Raw genomic sequence first — 16,227 nt, forward strand, 5'->3', positions numbered from 1 at the left:
TCCTTCGGTCACTCGACATACCGCGCCGCGAAGGCGCCGAACGCCGGCCCGAGCAGCTCGCGCCGCCAGCCCTGGAGCACCTCGGCGCCGCGGGCGCGCTCGCCGGTCGCGGCGATGTGCGCGGTGAGCTTCTTCATCAGACGGCCGGGGAACGCGAGCTCCGGAGCGACGTCGAGGTCGGCCGAGATCTCCGCGCGCGCCAGCGACAGCCAGCCGTCGAGGCGCACGTCGTCGGGCGTCGCATACGGCGGCGGGTCGATGGGGACGAAGGCGCTCGTGTCTGCGCCTGCCGCGGCCCGCCGCAGCCCCCGCACGAAGGCCTCGCCGTGCTCGGCGGCGAAGCGTCGGTTCACGCCCTTGATACGGGAGAGGTCCGCGGCGTTCTCCGGCAGGCGGCTCGCGATGGAGAGCAGTGTCTTCGAGTCCGGGCCGTGCGCGCGCTCCCGCGGACCGAGCCCGTTGTACCAGGCGATCAGGTGGCGCAGCGCGGCTTGGCTGTGCACGTCGAGCTGCCAGGCGTTGCGGAAGTCGTCCACCGCCAGCGGCTCCGGGTCCTCCCGCACCGGCCACGTCGCCTCGCGGCTGGCCGCGAACACCAGCTCTTGCCGGCCTCGCGCGCTGAGGCGCGCGTCGAGCGCGCGGTGGAGCGCCGGCAGCTCCTCGATGTCGGCGGCGGCGTAGGCGAGCTGCGAGGCTGGCAGCGGGCGCCGCTTCCAGTCGTCGGCTTGGTGGGACTTGCCGCTCCGCACACCGAGCAGCTGAAACTTCAGGTACGAGAGCGAGACGCTGTGCTCCACGCTGGTCAGCGCCCAGGCGATCTGTGTGTCGAAGACGCGGGGGGGCGCCGGCAGATCGAAGCGGATGGCGAGCAGCTCCACGTCCTGCGAGCCGGCGTGGAGCACCCACACCCGGCTGGGATCGGCCAGGATGGGGCGCAGCGGCTCGAGCGCGCCCAGCCGCAGCGTGTCCACGAGAAACACGCGTTCGCCTTGGGAGATTTGCAGCAGGCACAGCGTCTTGCCCTCGCGCGTCGAGTCGAACTCGGTGTCGAGGTAGAGCGGGGGCGGGCCGGTCAGCTGGGTCGCGACCTCCGCCAGCTCGCGCTCGGTGTCGATGAGGTGCACGGGGTGAGCCTAGCCGACCTGCCGGGATCTTGGCCCGCTCGCTGGAGCTTTGCTTGAACGAAGCGTGGCTCGCCTCCGGGTACTCGCATTTGCCGCTCTCCTGCCCGGCTGTGGTGGCGATGCAGCGGAGCCTGCCCCGACCGAGCAACGGGAGGCGGTGGCGGCGGCGCCGGCCGAGGCCGACCCGCGGCTCGCCGACACCCTGAGCGCCTGGATCGCGAAGGACTGGTCCGCGCTCCGCAGCGCCAAGGAGGAGAAGTGCGACGACGCGCGCTTCGGATCGCTCCCCGCCGAAGAGCGGACGCTGGTCCTCGCGGTGCGCGACGCGCGCTTCGAGAAGAAGCAGCTTCTGCCTTTGGCCCTGAGCGGCCCCTTGACCCAGCCCAAGCTCCACGCGCTGCGCGACGAGCTCGGCCTCTTGCCGCCCGCACGCGCGCCGAGCGAAGCGCTCGTCGCCGAGGTCGAGGGCCTCGGCAAGCGGCGCTTTGCGGGGGTGTTCCACGTCACCGAGCACTACGGCGCAGAGCGCGTGTTCCGGGTAGACCGCGGGCGCTGGGAGTGGCTGCCGGGGACGCTGGTGGCGTGGCTCGCCATCCACGACGCGCGGACCGGCGGGTCGTTGTGCCAGACGCTCTTGGTGGTGAAGAACGACGTGCGCTCGGCGCCGCTGGCGGCGCGCCTCAAGTCGGACACACGCGAGCGCCTGGTGCGCGAGCTGGGGCGCGACGTCCGCGCCGAAGCCGCGCGTGCGCTGCGGCGGATCAGCGAGCGGCTCGAGTTGCCTGACGCGCCGCAGTAATCGGGCCTGGGTCGGCCCCAGCTTGACAGGCGCCATGGGTCGCGGAAGCGTTCGCGCCCCTTGGCAGCGAGCTACTTCGACGTCGACGGAACGCTGGTCAGCACGAACCTCGTGCACCCGACCTTGTTCTACCTCCTGAACCAAGGCACGCCGGTGCAGACCGCGATGCGCTTCGGCCGTGCCCTGTTCAAGGCGCCCGCCATGGGCTTCGCGGAAATGGCGGATCGGCGCACCTTCAACGAGCTGCTCTACAGCTCCTACGAAGGCATGAGCGAGGACCGCCTCGTGCTGCTCGCGGACGAGGTCTTCGAGAAGGTGCTGCGCCCGTCGATCTACCCGGCCGCCCGAGACCTCGTGAAGAAGAACGTGGATCGCGGCAACGTGGTGGTGCTGATCTCGGGAGCCCTCGACTTCATCGCCAAGCGGCTGGCCAATCACCTCGGCGCTCAGGAGGTGATCGCCAACCGGCTGGAGATGAAGGACGGCCACGCCACGGGCAAGCTGGAGAAGCCGGTGGTGGCGGGACCCGAGAAGGCGCGGCTGATCCGCGACCATGCCCGCGTCCACGGGCACGACCTCGACGACTGCTACGCCTTCAGCGACAGCTACTCCGACTTGCCCATGCTGAGCGTGGTCGGTCATCCCGCCGCGGTGAACCCCGACCCGCGGCTCAAGCTCCTGGCCAAAGCCTACAGCTGGCCGAGCTTCGACCTGAGAGCTTCGTCATGAACCACCCCTGCCTGGTGACCCTCGATCGCGACAGCGCGCCGCGCGTGCTGTTTGCCGGAGACAAGTTGGTGGAGGCGGACCTTCCCGCCGGCACCCGCTGCATCTACCCCAAGCCTCCCATCCAGCCGCTGCGCGACGTGGACGCGGCCATCCGTTACGCGATCAACCACCCGCTGGGCTCCGAGCCGCTGTACGCGAAGCTCCGCCCGGGCATGAAGCTGACCATCGCGGTGGACGACATCTCGCTGCCGTTGCCGCCCATGCGCGCGCCGGACGTGCGCGGGCGCGTGCTCGAGATCGTGCTGGCGCTCTTGGCCGACCACGGCGTGGACGACATCGAGATCATCGTCGCCACCGGGATCCACCGAAAAATGAAGGCGGCCGAGGTCCGCCACATGGTGGGCGATCGCGTCTTCTCCGCGTACTGGCCGGACCGGCTCTACAACCACGACGCCGAGGATCACGACAACCTGGTCGAGCTCGGGACCACCGATCACGGCGAGGTGATCGAGATGAACAGGCGCGCGGTCGAGAGCGACCTGATCGTGTACGTGAACCTGAACTTCGTGCCCATGGACGGCGGGCACAAGTCGCTGATCTGCGGGCTGACCAGCTACCGGAGCCTGTCGGCGCACCACAACCCGGAGACCATCCGCGGTTGTGACAGCTACATGGATCCGAAGAAGAGCGAGCTCGCGACGCGGGTCTGCCGCATGGGGCGGCTCGCCAACTCGAAGCTGAACGTCTTCACCATCGAGACGACGGTCAACAACCGGATGTTCGATCGCCCCTTGGAGTTCCTGGCCAAGAACGAGGACGACCTGAACGGCCGCGAGCGCGCGCTCTTGAAGGGCCTGTGCGCGACCACCGGGCGCCTGCCCCAGGCCGCGCGGCAGGCGTTGTTCGATCGCTTCCCCGCGCCGTACGGCGTGACCGGGGTGTGGGCCGGCGAGACCGAGGCCGTTCACGAGAAGACCCTCGAGCGCTGCTACGAACAGTACATGGTGCCGGTGCAGGGGCAGGCCGACGTGCTGGTCACCGGCATCCCGTACATCGGTCCCTACAACGTGCACGCCTTCCTGAACCCGCTGCTCGTCAGCGTGCAGGCGCAGGGGTACCTGTTCAACATGTACCGGGGCGCGCCCCTGCTCCGAAAGGGCGGCACGCTGATCGTCACGCACCCGTGCACCGACAAGTTCGACCACGAGCAGCACGCGCCCTACATCGACTTCGTGCACCGCCTGTTGCCGGAGACGCGGGACGCTGTGGAGCTCCACAAGCGCTACGAGAAGAAGTTCGCGGAGGACCCGGCCTTCATCCAGATGTACCGGACCGGGCACGCCTACCACCCGGCGCACGCGTTCTTCATGTGGTACTGGGGCGAGAACGGCCGCCAGCACATCGGCCGGGTGATCGTGGTCGGCGCGGACAACGAGTACATCCCCAAGCTGCTCGGCTACGAGACCGCCGCGACCATGGACGAGGCCCTGTACCGGGCCCGCGGCAGCGAGAACAAGAGCTTGGACATCGCCTGCCTGCACGTGCCGCCCATCGTGATGGCCGACGTCACGGTCTGATACACCCCTCCGGTTTAACGCGCGCCCCGACGCCCGGCATGGGCCCGACGTGGGACGGCCATTCACCTGGGTTTCGACGTGTCTCGTGGCGTGGGGCCTCGCGGCGTGCGCGCACGCGCCAGCTGCGGCGAGATCGGAGCCGGTTGCCGCGGAGCGACCGGCGCCGAGGGCCCTGAGCGCCGCCGACGGGCAGCACCTGCTCGCTCGGCTGGCCTTCGGCCCAGCGCCGGGTCAGGCGGAGGCGGTCGCCAAGGACGGCGCGGCCCGCTGGCTCGACACCCAGCTCGGACCCCCGCGGCCTCAGCCCGCCCTCGACCAGGCCCTCGGGCCCTACCGGCGCTCTCTCGAGACCCCCGGAGAGCTCTTCGAGCGCTGGCTGGGCGACGACGGGGACGAGGGCGGAAAGCGCGTGCAGAAGGCGCTGCGAGAGAGGGCCAAGGACCACCTGGCGGAGCTGGCTCTGGCGGAGCTCACGCGGCACATCCTGAGCGAGCGCCAGCTCGAAGAGGTGATGGTCGACTTCTGGACCAACCACTTCAACGTGTTCGCCAGGAAGGGGTTCGTGCGCCTGTTCGCCGGCGATTTCGTCGAGCGCGCCGTGCGGCCCAACGCGCTCGGCCGATTCGAGGATCTCCTGGTCGCGACGGCGCGACACCCGGCGATGCTGCTCTACCTGGACAACGCCCGCAGTCGGGTGATGCGCGAGAGCGCCGGCGGTGACAAGCGCGGTGGGCTCAACGAGAACTACGCCCGGGAGCTGCTCGAGCTGCACACGCTCGGCGTGGACGGCGGCTACGTCCAGGCGGACGTGGAGGGCGCGGCCCGGGTCCTGACCGGCTGGAGCGTGCGACGCCCGCGCGAGGGCGGCTTCGGCTTCGTGTTCCGGGCAGGGGCGCACGACCGTTCCGAGAAGAGCGTTCTGGGTCGGAAGTTCGCAGCGGGCGGCGGCGAGGAAGAGGGGCGCGTGTTGCTCGCTCTGTTGGCCGAGCACCCCTCCACGGCGCGTCATCTCGGCAAGAAGCTGTGCGCGCGCTTCGTCGCTGACGAGCCGCCGGCGGCGTGCGTCGATGCGGCCGCCAAGGCCTATGCCGAGTCGAGCGGCGACATCGCCAAGGTCGTGCGCAGCATCGCCGAGCACGACAGCTTCTGGAGCGAGAGCGTGCGCGGCAAGAAGCTCAAGTCACCGCTCGAGCTCGTGGTGAGCTCCGCGCGCGCGCTCGGGGCTCGTCCCGACGGCAGCGTGAAGCTGGCGCGGGTGCTGGGGCAGCTGGGCGAGCCGCTCCTGCTCGAGAGCGTCCCCACCGGGCATCCCGAGGCGGAGAGCGAGTGGGCGAGCACCAGCGGGCTGCTCTCGCGCATGAGCTACGCCTCCATGTTCGGAGCCGGGAAGTTGCCGGGCATCGAGCTCGACCTCGAGCGGGCGCTGCCGGACGGCGGCGCGGAGCTCCTGCCGAAGGCGAGCAGGCTCTTGCTCGGCGGTCGAGCGCGCCCCGAGACGCTGGCGGTGGTGGAGCGCGCGCTCGCCGGGCTCGATGACGCCTCCGAGCGTCGCAGCGTGGTGGTCGCCCTCCTGGTCGGCAGCCCGGAGTACCAGCGTCAATGAGGTCCCCCATGTCGAAGATGTCACGTCGCTCGCTCCTGCTCTCCTCCGCCGGCGGCGCGCTGGCCGCCGCTTTTCCGCGCTGGGCTGGCGCAGAGAGCGCCGCGACCACCGCGGACGGCCGCGTGCTGGTAGTGGTCTTCCTGCGCGGTGGCGTGGACGGGTTGAGCCTCGTCGTGCCTCACGCCGACCCGGCTTATCATGCCGCGCGTCGCAGCATCGCCATCGCGCGCCCGGGCAAACCCGGTGGCGCGATCGACCTGGACGGGCAATTCGGCCTGCACCCGCGGCTCGCGCCCCTCGAGGCAGCGTACAAGGCGAAGGAGCTGGCGCTGGTGCACGCGGTCGGATCGCCGCACGCCACGCGCTCGCACTTCGAGGCGCAGGACTACGCCGAGACGGCCACGCCCGGCGTGCACTCGACGCGTACCGGTTGGCTCGCGCGGAGCCTCGCGGGCAAGCCGCGGACGCCGCTCGGCGTGGTGGCGCTGGCGGCCAAGCGCCCGCTCGCGCTGCGCGGCGAGGTGGACGTCGTCACGGCGAAGCGGCTGGACCAGTTCGCGCTCCGAGCACCGAGGCGTGTCGCGACGCGGCTCGAGACGGCGTTCGACGCGCTCTACGCCTCGGGGGACGACGCCGTCGTGCGAGCGGGACGCGACGCGCTCGGAGCCGCCAAGCAGCTCGCCAGAATCGAGCGCACCACGAACGCAGCGGACTATCCCGAAGGCGCGCGCCCGCTCGCCGAGGTCGCGGCGCTGGTGCGCGCGGACGTCGGGCTCAGGGCGGCCTGGATCGACGTCGGGGGTTGGGACACTCACCAGGGTCAAGGCGGCGCGGACAGCGGTCGGCTGCCGCGCCTGCTCGACGGCATGGGCAAGGGTCTGGCTGCGTTCCGCAAGGATCTGGGAGCGCGCTTCGGGGAGGTCGTGGTCCTGGTGATGAGCGAGTTCGGCCGTACCGTCGCGGAGAACGGCACGGGCGGCACCGACCACGGCCACGGCTCGGCGATGTTGCTCCTGGGCGGCCGGGTGCGCGGCGGCAAGGTGTATGGCAAGTGGCCGGGCCTGGGCAGCGAGGCGCGCTACGAAGGACGCGACCTGGCGGTGACCACCGACTACCGGGAGGTCTTGGCGGAGCTCGCCGTGAAACACGTCGGCGCGCGCGATGCGTCGCGGGTGGCGCCGGGGTTCGCGCCTAGGGGAATCGACATCCTGGCCTGAGTCGCCAATGTCGGGGCACGGCGCACATCGGCGGAGCAGCGTCCCGGTGCTATGAGTCCGGACCTGGGCCGGGCGCGTGCTTGGGCGGTGCTGGTCGGGCTGCTGGTTCTCGGTTGCGCGGAGGCCGAAGGCGTGAGGCGCGTATGAGGTGGATGGTTGGTCTCGTGTTGGTGTCACTCGCCGCGGCGAGCTGCTCGTCCGACGAGAGCAGCGGCGGAACCGGGGGCAGCTCGAGCGGCGGCACGTCCAGCGGTGGCGCGACGAGCGGCGGCGCGCCCAGCGGCGGCGCGCCGAGCGGTGGTGGCACGCCGAGCGGTGGCGGCAGCACCGGCAGCGGGGGCAGCAGCTCGGGCTACGACTGCAAGAACCCGCACCCGGCGTGGCTCTTGTGCGAGGACTTCGAGGGCATGGCTGCCGGCTTCGACGCCTGGCTGGCCGGCTCCAAGTGGACCGAGAACATCGGTGCCGACGACCCCGGGCGTCTGACCTCGAGCACGGAGGCGCACAGCGGCGGCTTCGCGCTCTACATGCCTGCCGCCGCCAGCGCGGGGTACCAAGGCGCCGACCTCATGTTCCGCACTTGTCAGGGGCAGAACAAGCCCGGTTGCGCGCTGACCGGCTACGATCAGCTCTACTTCCGTGCCTACTTCCGCCTCGCTCCTGACCACCAGAAGGTGCACCACTTCCTCAGCATCCACGGCAGCGAGCAGTACTGGGACGCCTACGGGAACGCGGGCTGCCGGCCCGATGGCACGCGCCACATGGGTACGACCGTGGACTTCGAGAATCCGAGCCACGACACCTTCTTCTACGCGTACTTCCCCGAGATGAAGTGCGACCCGGGTTCGAGTTGCGCGAACTACGCCAACCCGCAGCAGATCTGCGACGGATGTGCCCAGAAGGGAATGCCTTGCAGCAACGGCCTCGAGTGCTGCTGGGGCAACGAGTTCCACCCGAGCCCGGAGGTCGGGCTTCCCCTGGACAAGTGGGTCTGTCTGGAGATGACCATGAAGGCCAACGACGTCGGCCAGAAGAACGGCGAGATGGCCTACTTCATCGACGGCAAGCCGGTGCACCAGGTCACGGGGCTTCGCTTCCGGGACGTCGCCACGCTGAAGCTCAACGGCGTGCGCTTGCAGCACTACGTCACCACGGAGGACGCCGGCGGCCACAGCAACCGCATCTGGTTCGACGACGTGGTGGTCAGCACGCAGCCGATCGGCTGCATGTGAGTCACTGGGATGTACACGTGGTGCCAGTCCTTGAAGGGGTTGTCGTCCCGGCTGTGGTCGTAGATGCCGACGGCCTTGGACTCGTCGGCGACCCACGGCTCGGCGGTCGCCGTCTCTTCGAACAGCCTGGCGTCGGGGAAGCAAGTCACGGCGTTCCAGCATGCGCCACCGCCGCGGAACTCGACCACGACCCGGTTGACCTTCCCGGGGCGCACCCAGAACTTGTAGGCGTCGCCACGCGCGCAGGTCGTCTGACCGCCGGGGGCGATCTCGTTCCAGCCGGCAGGCAGCTCCGTGATGGGCCCCTCGGCGGGCGGCCCGCCCGAGGTGCCGCCACTGCCCGCCGCCGCGCCGAGAACCAAGAACGATGCGAGACCGAGCTTCATGGCGGACAGACTGGCTCGATGCCGAGCCCCGTGACAGCGGCCGGCGGAGCGTGTACTCGGTCGGTCATGCGCCGATACGCCCTTGCGGCCCTCGCCCTCTTCGCGCTGCTCGCCTGCAAGATGTTCAAGAAGGAGGAGCCGGCGCCGAGCGCCTTGCCTCCGCCAGAGCCTCCGCCGGCCGAGACGGCGGCCGCGACGCCAACGGAGCCGAGCGCCGCGGAGCCCACGCCGGACACGCCGACGCCGACCGGGACCGTTGCCCCCAAGAAGACGGACGCTGGCGCGAAAGACGCCGGCGCGAAGGACGCAAGTGCGTCCGCGGATGCCGCCACGCCGAGCGACGCGGGCGGAGGCAAGAGCGCGGCCTGCGCCTCCAAGTGTCAGGGCGTCCTGCAGGCCTGTCTGACGCCCGGCAAGACGGAGGCCGGGATGCCGACCTTCGCTGACCCGGCCAAATGTCAGGCCGCCTTCGACGAGTGCGCGAAGGCCTGCAAGTAGCAACCGCGGGTTGGCGGGCAGCGTTGGCGATCCGCGCCGTGGCCGAGCGCCCGGGCGTGAAATGCTGCGGAACATCTGCGCTCGGCCGCTGGCACGTCCACTGCATGTAGGCGAGCTTGCGCGCGGAGAGAGCGCACACGAAGGAGACCGGAGATGCGGCAGGCAGCGCCAACGGTGGCAGGGGCGACGTGGGAGGTGGACGATGCGGCGCCGACCTGGGTGAAGTCCGATCCGCTGCCCAGCGACATGGAGGCGACGCGCGTCTGGCGCGAAGAGCCGAGCGGCATGCGCGCCACCGAGATCCGAGACTTCTCCCAACCGGAGCTCGAGCCGACGCTGGTGTTCCCGCTGGAGCGGCGCGTGCGGCCGACCGGGCAAGGGGATCTCGGCATCGCATTCGCCTCGTTCGCGGTCACCGTCGCGCTCTTCGCGCTGGCGCTGCCCTGGGTTCTCTCTCACTTGCCGTGAGCGACGCCGCGCTCACAGGCCGACGAAGCCGGCGATGAAGTGGAAGTACAGGCCGCCGAGCGCCCAGAGCGGGAAGGTCACGAAGCTCGTGTGGCCGTGGTCGATCTTCCAGTGGTTGTAGGTCCAGAGCCCGCGCTCGAAGAACAGGCTCATTCCCCGCCCGTAGGTGTACTCGGTGAGGAAGCCGACCAGCGCGAACGCGGCCATCAGGAGCAAGTAGTGCGGGCTCACCAGCGCGGCGAGCCCCGCTCCCGTGAACGCGATGGGGATGCAGAACACCGCAAACGCGCGCTTGGTGAAGCGACGCTCCCTGGCGCTGGTCAGCCTGCTGAGCGGCCACGCTACGAGGACTCCCGCCGCGAGCGCGGCGGCGCACACCCAGAGCGGGCGGTCGAGCGCGAGCCCGGCCGGCGGTGCGCCGCCGAGCACGCGCCGCGTCTCGCAGAACAAGAGCGCGCCGACGGCCCAGGGTAGGAAGTTCAGCGTGCTGGTGTAGCCGGCCAGCACCGAGCGGTAGCTGTAGGTCCAGATCGGCTCGGCGAAGAAGCGCCGCCAGACCACCGAGACGATCAGCTCGCCCACGATGCCCAGGAGGCCTGCCGCCACGAACAGCGCCAGGTAGCGTGGGCTGATCAGGAGCGCCAACGACACGAAGGCCAGCGGGACCCAGCCCATGAGCACGTAGAACTTGGTGAGCGAGAAGCGCTGGTCGGTGAGCCAGTCCCCGTGGCGGAGCGCGAGCACCACCAGCACGAAGCTGTAGACGTTCGACGCGGTGCCGAAGAGCAGGAGCGGGCGGTAGGCCGGGTCGAAGATCAGCGCCGCCATCTCCGTCACCTCTACCACTGCTCGGGCTTGGCGTGGCGACCGCCCAGGGCGTACTCTCGGGCATGCGCGCGCCAATATCCCTGCTGCTGTTCGCCTTTACGCCTACCTGACGAGCAGCGGCTTCTACTCGATCAGCGTGGGCGGCACCAAGCTCTCGGCTTGGATGGCGGCGCACCTCGCGGGCAGCCCCAGCCACGTCGCGCCCTGAGCGCTCGGCCCGCGCTCGAGTCACCTCTCGTCGTCGTCTCGGCCGAGCTCCGCTTCGGCGGCGGCGAGCGCGCGGTCTCGCCAGGCGTACAGCTCACGCTCGTCGACGCCGTGGCGCCGCGCCAGCACCCCGGGCGGAACCCCGCGCAGCATCTCCAGCACGATTCGGCGTCGCAGGGCTCCCGGTCCCTCGGGCAGCGCCAGGCCGAGCCGCCGGCGCGCGCTCGCCGGGAGCTCGGCGAGCTCGGGTGCCCGGAGGGCGAGCGCCTGCTCGCAGAGCTCGCGGAGGTGCGCCGGGCAGGGCAGCGGCGCCCGGAGCCAGAGCAGGAGGCGCGTGAACCTTCGCTCGGGATCGTCGAATGCGCTGCGACCGTGGAGCATGCGACGGTTGTCCACCACGAGGAGCTCGCCGCTCTCGGGGCGTACGCGCTCGAGGGCGGCGCGCTCGAGGTGCGCCCGGAGCCGCTCGGCGATCGGATCGCCGGCGGTAGGCATCGGCGAGTGCGTGAACGCCAGGGCTCCCCGTCGCAGCGAGACGGTCGGCCCGACCACGTCGCCGAACACGAAGGGAATACGGCGGTTCGCGTGAAACAGCAGGCGAAAGAGCTCCGGCTCGGCGCGCTCGATGGCATCGAGCAACGACCAGGTGTCGAGCAGCGTGGTCTCGCCGCCGCGGCTGGCCGCGCGCTCGCAGAACATGAGCTGGAGGTCTGGCGGAGCCCCCGCGTAGAGCTGACTGTCCGAGTGCAGCGGCGTGTCGCCGGAGGTCGAGGCGAAGGAGCGACCCCAGGGCACCGGCGCGATGGGCTGACGTTCCACCAACTCCGGCGGCTCCCCCCAGAACAGCGTCGCTGTCTCCCACGGGTCGCGGGCGGCGAGCTCCGAGGGCAACCGCGCCGGATCCGGCCGGAGCAGCGCGAAGCCACGCTGCTCGAGCAGGGCGCGCACGCGCGCGCGGCTCGCAGCGTCGCCAGACCACGCCACGACCTGGGTCACGCAAAGCTCCAGTCCACCCGCTCGAAGCCGGCATCGAGCAATTGGCGTGGGACCGGGATGAAGCGCGCGAGCGGAGCTCCGGCCTTCACCACCACGCGCCGCCCGGGGAAGCCCAGGCGAAACACCGCGGGCAAGGCGTGGAACCGATCCGTGGCGACTACCCCGCGCAGGACCTCGTAGCCCGGGCCGGGCAGCCCTTCCACCAGCGTGGACCAGCCCGGCGAGGTGCGGAGCAGAGCCGGCGGCTTCACGAAGAACAGGGGCTCACCCGCCTGGTGCGGCGTGACGTATTTGGTGAAATACCAGAGCGCGCCGCGGTGTCGCTCGAGCGTCTCCGCGTCGAAGACCTTGGCCCAGGCGGCGCGCGTGCTCCGAGCGAGCTCTTCGAGCGCGCGCCGCTCGGGCTCGACCTGGGTGTCGTGGCCGTCGAAGCGGGCCTCGAACGCCACGGCGTTCTCGAAGACCAGGTGCGGTACCGGCGCTCGCACCGCGGCGACCGAGCTCGGTCCTGCCGTCACCGTCAAGAGCTCGCCGTCGGCGGCGGGCCGCTGGTCCGTCTCCCGCGAGAGCAGGCGCTTGTACTTCTTGGTGGCGCCGCGCTTCTTCTGCTCGAAGTACTTCTGGTCGTAGAAGGCGAAGTGCGCGCGCCCGAGCTCCTCGGCGTCGCCGAGCTCTGCCCGCCCGAGGCGCACGCGGGGCGAGAGCGGCATCAACGAAGCAAGCTCGCCGTGCAAGCTCAACGGGAAGCGTGCCTCTCCGCCCAGCTCGAGGCAGAGCACGACGGGCTCGAAGCGCGTGACGTCGGTCAGCCAGCGCTCTTCGACGTCGAACAGCACGTTCTTCCTGTTCCCGGCGTGCCCCAGCCTGAGCACGATGCCCGGCCGCGGGCGCACGAACAACCCAGTGAAGAGCGACACGCGGGAGCTCTGGCCCTCGCGCCAAACCAGGCCTCGCCCGAGGCGCTTCGCCAGCGCCCCCTGTGGCGGCAGGAGCCCCTCGACCGTGAGCCTGGGCACGCTGCCCCGCAGCAATCGAACCAAGCGCTCGGGCGGCTCGCGGAGCGTGACCCTGCCGAGGGTCTTGGCGAGCTCCAGGCGCTGGCCGAGCTCGAGCTGGAAGCCCGCGCGGTTGCCTTCCAGGAACGGAGTGCAGGCCTGCGCCGCGCGCAGCGGGATGGAGCCGTCGAGCGTGGGGCTCGCCCGGGTGAGCGTGAACAACCCGCCCAGCGTGTCGAGCACCTCGAAGCAGGGGCTAGCTGCAGCCACCGCCGCCGCCGCAGCCACCGCCGCCGCCGCAACCGCCGCCGCCGCCGCAGCTGGACGACGAGCAGCTGGACGACGAGCAGCTCGACGAGCTGCCCGACGAAGAGAACGACGAGGCCACCCACTTGCCTGCGCCGGTCGTCCCAGTCGCGATGTCGCCCGGCGAGAGCAGGCGCTCGCCCAGGATGGCGGGCTGGAGCGCGGCGAAGACCGGCACCGCAGCCAGCGCGGCCGCGCCGCCGACCGCAACCGCGAGGCCGACGTCGGCTGCCCCGTAGCGCCGGCCGCCGCTCACGTCCGCGCGCAGCGAGAGCGTCGCGTCATCGAGCCAGGACAGGTAAGGCGCCGCCAGCGTGCTCTTCTTGCGGCCGATCAGCGACAGGACGAAGCCGACCGCGAAGACCACCACCATGGCGACGAACAGGTTGCCGAAGGGGCGATCGATCTCCATCAGCCAGCCGATGCGCAGAGCCGCCACCAGCACCAGGAAAGCGACCGGCACCAGCATCAGCAGCACGTACGCGCCGATGCGACCTGCCGTGCGGATCAGGCCCGCGCGAGCCAGCACGTCCTGGAGCGCGCGTTCCTGCGAGGCGGCGACGGCCTCGGAGGTCTGACTCAGCGTGGAGGACGTGAGCTGGCTGCCGGGCGCGCCGAGCGCCCGCAAGAAGGCCTGCCCGAGCGGCGTGCTGGGCGCCGCAGCGGCGTTGACGACGTACACGGTCTGCGGCGTCCCGGTCGCGTCGGGGATCGGAGTACCGGTCGCGAGCCAGCCTTCACCCAGAGCCTGCGTCACCAAGAGGTTCGCAACACCCGGCACGCCGCGCCGGAGGTAAGCCACCGCGGCCAGCTCGTCGCCTTGCGGTACGAAGCCCTTGGCCAGGCCCCGCACCGCCGCCATCGGCTCGGCCGGCAGCGGCGCCTGCATGCGATACGGTGAGCCGGCGGCCTGCGCCCACATCACGGGCGACGTCCGCGGCGTGGCCAGCGGCGGCGCCGCGTCGAGCAACACGCGGGCGGCGATGGCGCGCACGATCAGCGCGCCCGCGAAGGTCAGGAAGGCCAGGACCAGGTAGAAGTCCAGGAACGGTCCGCCCGGTGGCAAGTTGAACGGGAAGAAGTCGAGGAGATCTTGCATCGCCTAGCTCTCCATCCGATCGACCTCTTGGATCGCTCGGTCCAAGAGCTGTTGCAGGGCGTCGTGCGCCGCTTCGGGGTCCTTGCGCACGTTCGAGAGCGCCGAGGTGTCCACGCCGTAGACCTCGGCGGCCTTCTCGAGCAGCACCGGCAACGTGTCGCTCGCTGCCGGAGTCCGGCGCAGCCCGAGCAGGGCGTGGAGCGGACCACGGAGCTGTTTGACCTTGCGCTCGACGGCGCCCGCCAGCTGTGCGGGAGCGCCCAGGCCGTCCACCACGGCGCGGCGCAGTCGGATCTGCTCTTCTCGCATCTCCTGCTCGATGCGCAGGCGGCGGAACTGGTCCGAGATGGAGAGCCCTGCGAAGGGATCCTTGCCGGCGAGCACGACGTGGCAGCTCTGGATGTCGTCGTAGAACAGCGGGAAGACGTCCGCTGCCCGCGGGATCTCTTCTGCCCCCAAGATCACCGCTTCGAAGCGGAACGCCGTGCGCGCGACGGTCAGCGTGTTGGCGATGGAGAGCAGCGCCTCGCGCTTCGGGTCCTTCAGCACCAGCACGAGATCGACGTCGCTCGTGCCTTCGCGCCAGCCGCCGCGCACCGCGCTGCCGAACACGAGGAGCGCCGCCAGGTTGTCGCCGAGCTGGGCGCCGAGCGTGGTCGCCAGCTCGCTCAGGCGCGCCCGCACCGGCTCCGGGAGCGCTTCGAGGTTCTTCGCAGGGGTCTCACTCATGGTTGGGCTCGGGTCCTTTCGAGGGTTCGCACGCGGGCGCGGGAGCCGGGGCCTTTGAAGGCCCAGACTCGGCTGCCGTCGCCCAGCGTCTCGCGTCCCACGAACGGGGCGCGGCGGGGCTCGAGCAGCGAGGTCCTGTCGTCGCGGGTGAAGCGCGAGCGGAAGAGCAGGCAGTCGCGCCGCGCGTCGTCCGCGAGCGCCGGCACCGCGAGCGCGCGCTCCGCGATCTGCCAGGCGTCCGAGATCGCAGAGAGCCGCGGCAAACGAGGCGTACTCTCGACCACGGTGCGGGCGAGCGCCTCGAGCTCGGGCTTGCGCCGCGAGAGCGAGCTCAACAGGGGCAGCGCCTCGTCCACGCGCTTGCGCTTCAGGATGGAGCGCGAGCGCGCGAGCGGCTCGGCGCCGAAAAGCGCCAACCCCTCGGCCGGCGGCTCGTCGAGGTCGGTCAGATATCGCGCGACGGCTGCTTCCATTTGCGCCAGCTGTGAGCGCGTCGCTTCGTCGACCGAGCCCGTGGGCTCCGGCTCGCCCGGCTCGCAGCGAGCATGCCCGACCGCGCGCTGCGCGCTCCGGCAGCGGGCGAGCTCGCGCTCGAGCTCGCCGAACTCCGGGAACAGCGCGTCGCGCTCGATCAGGATGGGCACCTGCCCGATCTCCGAGAGCACCTGGTCGAGCAGCTCGAAGACCGGCTCCGGAACCGCGTGCGCGTGGTCGTCGAAGTAGAAGCCGTGCTCGAGGACGCCTCCGGCGAGGTGGAGCATCCCGACCCGGTCCAGCGGGTAACGGCGGGCGAATGCCCAGGGATCCTCGCCGGAGTTGACGGCGTTGGCGTAGACGTTCCCGACGTCGAAGAGCAGAGGGCAGCCCGTGCGCCGGGCGATCTCCGTGTAGAAATCGCCTTCGTGCATCTCCTGATCGGGCCACTCGAACGACCACGCCACGTTCTCGAGCAGCAAGGGCAAGTCGGGGAGCAGCCTCCTGGCACGAGCCACGTTCCCGACCACGACGTCTAGCGCGGCCCGCGTGTGGGGCAGGGCGGTCAGGTGCCCGATCTCGCGGTCGGCGCTGCGCACGAAGGCGACGTGCTCGCTGACGAGCGGCGCGCCGAGCTCGCGCGCGAGGGCACCCAAGGCCCGGGCGCGCTCCGGGTCGATGCCCTCCGCGGAGCCGAGCGAGAGCTTCACGCCGTGCGGCACCACGGGCCAGAGCGCGGTCAGCGCCAGGGCCTCGCGCCGGGCGGCGGGCTGCACGAAGCAGGTTTCGGCGACCACCTCGACGAAGTCCACGACTCCGGGCGCGCGCAGCAAGTCCGCTGCGAGCTCGGGACGAAAGCCGAGCCCGACGCCACCTGACCCCAACATCGGCCGCGAACGCTAGCCGTTCGCAGACGACGCTGCAACGAGCCTGTCCCGCGTGGGAACATTCCTCCTCCGT

Annotated in this window: 16 protein-coding genes; 8 read left to right on the forward strand and 8 right to left on the reverse strand. The window is 71.0% G+C overall.

Annotation, left to right across the window (positions count from 1 at the left end; all coding sequences use genetic code 11):
• Positions 1 to 8: 8 nt before the first annotated feature.
• Positions 9 to 1,124, reverse strand: a complete 1,116-nt coding sequence (locus HS104_37210; protein ID MBE7485597.1) for an HRDC domain-containing protein — start codon at positions 1,122 to 1,124, stop codon at positions 9 to 11.
• A gap of 64 nt (positions 1,125 to 1,188) precedes the next feature.
• Here HS104_37210 and HS104_37215 point away from each other — a divergent pair, with 64 nt between their 5' ends.
• The 6 genes from HS104_37215 (at position 1,189) to HS104_37240 (ending at position 8,281) form a co-directional block, all read left to right on the forward strand.
• The gene (locus HS104_37215) at positions 1,189 to 1,923 is read left to right on the forward strand and encodes a hypothetical protein (protein ID MBE7485598.1); all 735 of its coding nucleotides are present in this window, start codon (positions 1,189 to 1,191) and stop codon (positions 1,921 to 1,923) included.
• Positions 1,924 to 1,983: 60 nt separating this feature from the next.
• Positions 1,984 to 2,652 carry an HAD family hydrolase gene (locus HS104_37220; protein MBE7485599.1) on the forward strand — a complete coding sequence of 223 codons (669 nt, stop codon included), beginning with the start codon at positions 1,984 to 1,986 and terminating at the stop codon, positions 2,650 to 2,652.
• Positions 2,649 to 4,229, forward strand: a complete 1,581-nt coding sequence (locus tag HS104_37225; protein MBE7485600.1) for a DUF2088 domain-containing protein — start codon at positions 2,649 to 2,651, stop codon at positions 4,227 to 4,229. The genes HS104_37220 and HS104_37225 overlap by 4 nt, the downstream gene beginning before the upstream one ends.
• 85 nt (positions 4,230 to 4,314) lie before the next feature.
• Positions 4,315 to 5,832: a DUF1800 domain-containing protein gene (locus HS104_37230; protein MBE7485601.1), complete on the forward strand. Its 1,518-nt coding sequence runs from the start codon at positions 4,315 to 4,317 to the stop codon at positions 5,830 to 5,832.
• An 8-nt stretch (positions 5,833 to 5,840) separates the two neighbouring features.
• A complete protein-coding gene (locus HS104_37235) occupies positions 5,841 to 7,049 on the forward strand; it encodes a DUF1501 domain-containing protein (protein ID MBE7485602.1) in 1,209 nt (402 codons plus the stop codon).
• A gap of 164 nt (positions 7,050 to 7,213) precedes the next feature.
• On the forward strand, positions 7,214 to 8,281 hold the full coding sequence (locus tag HS104_37240) for a hypothetical protein (GenBank protein MBE7485603.1): 1,068 nt from the start codon (positions 7,214 to 7,216) through the stop codon (positions 8,279 to 8,281).
• Here the strand turns inward: HS104_37240 and HS104_37245 are convergent.
• On the reverse strand, positions 8,191 to 8,667 hold the full coding sequence (locus tag HS104_37245; GenBank protein MBE7485604.1) for a hypothetical protein: 477 nt from the start codon (positions 8,665 to 8,667) through the stop codon (positions 8,191 to 8,193). The two genes, HS104_37240 and HS104_37245, sit on opposite strands and share 91 nt — an antisense overlap.
• A gap of 66 nt (positions 8,668 to 8,733) precedes the next feature.
• Between HS104_37245 and HS104_37250 the strand changes: the two genes are divergently transcribed.
• Positions 8,734 to 9,165 carry a hypothetical protein gene (locus tag HS104_37250; protein MBE7485605.1) on the forward strand — a complete coding sequence of 144 codons (432 nt, stop codon included), beginning with the start codon at positions 8,734 to 8,736 and terminating at the stop codon, positions 9,163 to 9,165.
• 153 nt (positions 9,166 to 9,318) lie between these two features.
• On the forward strand, positions 9,319 to 9,633 hold the full coding sequence (locus HS104_37255; protein ID MBE7485606.1) for a hypothetical protein: 315 nt from the start codon (positions 9,319 to 9,321) through the stop codon (positions 9,631 to 9,633).
• A 12-nt stretch (positions 9,634 to 9,645) separates the two neighbouring features.
• Here the strand turns inward: HS104_37255 and HS104_37260 are convergent, their stop codons facing one another.
• From HS104_37260 to HS104_37285, 6 genes are all read right to left on the reverse strand, one after another.
• Complete coding sequence (locus tag HS104_37260; GenBank protein ID MBE7485607.1) at positions 9,646 to 10,461, reverse strand: hypothetical protein; 816 nt, start codon at positions 10,459 to 10,461, stop codon at positions 9,646 to 9,648.
• A gap of 228 nt (positions 10,462 to 10,689) precedes the next feature.
• Positions 10,690 to 11,664 carry a TauD/TfdA family dioxygenase gene (locus tag HS104_37265; protein MBE7485608.1) on the reverse strand — a complete coding sequence of 325 codons (975 nt, stop codon included), beginning with the start codon at positions 11,662 to 11,664 and terminating at the stop codon, positions 10,690 to 10,692.
• Positions 11,661 to 12,947, reverse strand: a complete 1,287-nt coding sequence (locus HS104_37270) for a hypothetical protein (protein ID MBE7485609.1) — start codon at positions 12,945 to 12,947, stop codon at positions 11,661 to 11,663. The genes HS104_37265 and HS104_37270 overlap by 4 nt, the downstream gene beginning before the upstream one ends.
• Entirely contained in the window at positions 12,916 to 14,064 is a 1,149-nt protein-coding gene (locus HS104_37275; protein ID MBE7485610.1) for a TIGR04222 domain-containing membrane protein, read from the reverse strand. The genes HS104_37270 and HS104_37275 overlap by 32 nt, the downstream gene beginning before the upstream one ends.
• Before the next feature lie 3 nt (positions 14,065 to 14,067).
• Positions 14,068 to 14,793, reverse strand: a complete 726-nt coding sequence (locus HS104_37280) for a nucleotidyltransferase domain-containing protein (GenBank protein MBE7485611.1) — start codon at positions 14,791 to 14,793, stop codon at positions 14,068 to 14,070.
• Positions 14,790 to 16,154, reverse strand: a complete 1,365-nt coding sequence (locus tag HS104_37285; GenBank protein ID MBE7485612.1) for a DUF692 domain-containing protein — start codon at positions 16,152 to 16,154, stop codon at positions 14,790 to 14,792. The genes HS104_37280 and HS104_37285 overlap by 4 nt, the downstream gene beginning before the upstream one ends.
• Positions 16,155 to 16,227: the final 73 nt, after the last annotated feature.

The sequence above is a fragment of the Polyangiaceae bacterium genome, from assembly GCA_015075635.1.
In the GTDB taxonomy this organism is placed as follows: Bacteria; Myxococcota_A; Polyangia; order Polyangiales; family Polyangiaceae; genus JADJKB01.

Coding starts and splice junctions, on each gene's coding strand:
- HS104_37275 (MBE7485610.1), bottom strand. CDS start 14,064: ATGCAAGATCTCCTCGACTTCTTCCCGTTCAACTTGCCACCGGGCGGA.
- HS104_37280 (MBE7485611.1), bottom strand. CDS start 14,793: ATGAGTGAGACCCCTGCGAAGAACCTCGAAGCGCTCCCGGAGCCGGTG.
- HS104_37255 (MBE7485606.1), top strand. CDS start 9,319: ATGCGGCAGGCAGCGCCAACGGTGGCAGGGGCGACGTGGGAGGTGGAC.
- HS104_37285 (MBE7485612.1), bottom strand. CDS start 16,154: ATGTTGGGGTCAGGTGGCGTCGGGCTCGGCTTTCGTCCCGAGCTCGCA.
- HS104_37250 (MBE7485605.1), top strand. CDS start 8,734: ATGCGCCGATACGCCCTTGCGGCCCTCGCCCTCTTCGCGCTGCTCGCC.
- HS104_37245 (MBE7485604.1), bottom strand. CDS start 8,667: ATGAAGCTCGGTCTCGCATCGTTCTTGGTTCTCGGCGCGGCGGCGGGC.
- HS104_37225 (MBE7485600.1), top strand. CDS start 2,649: ATGAACCACCCCTGCCTGGTGACCCTCGATCGCGACAGCGCGCCGCGC.
- HS104_37260 (MBE7485607.1), bottom strand. CDS start 10,461: ATGGCGGCGCTGATCTTCGACCCGGCCTACCGCCCGCTCCTGCTCTTC.
- HS104_37235 (MBE7485602.1), top strand. CDS start 5,841: ATGTCGAAGATGTCACGTCGCTCGCTCCTGCTCTCCTCCGCCGGCGGC.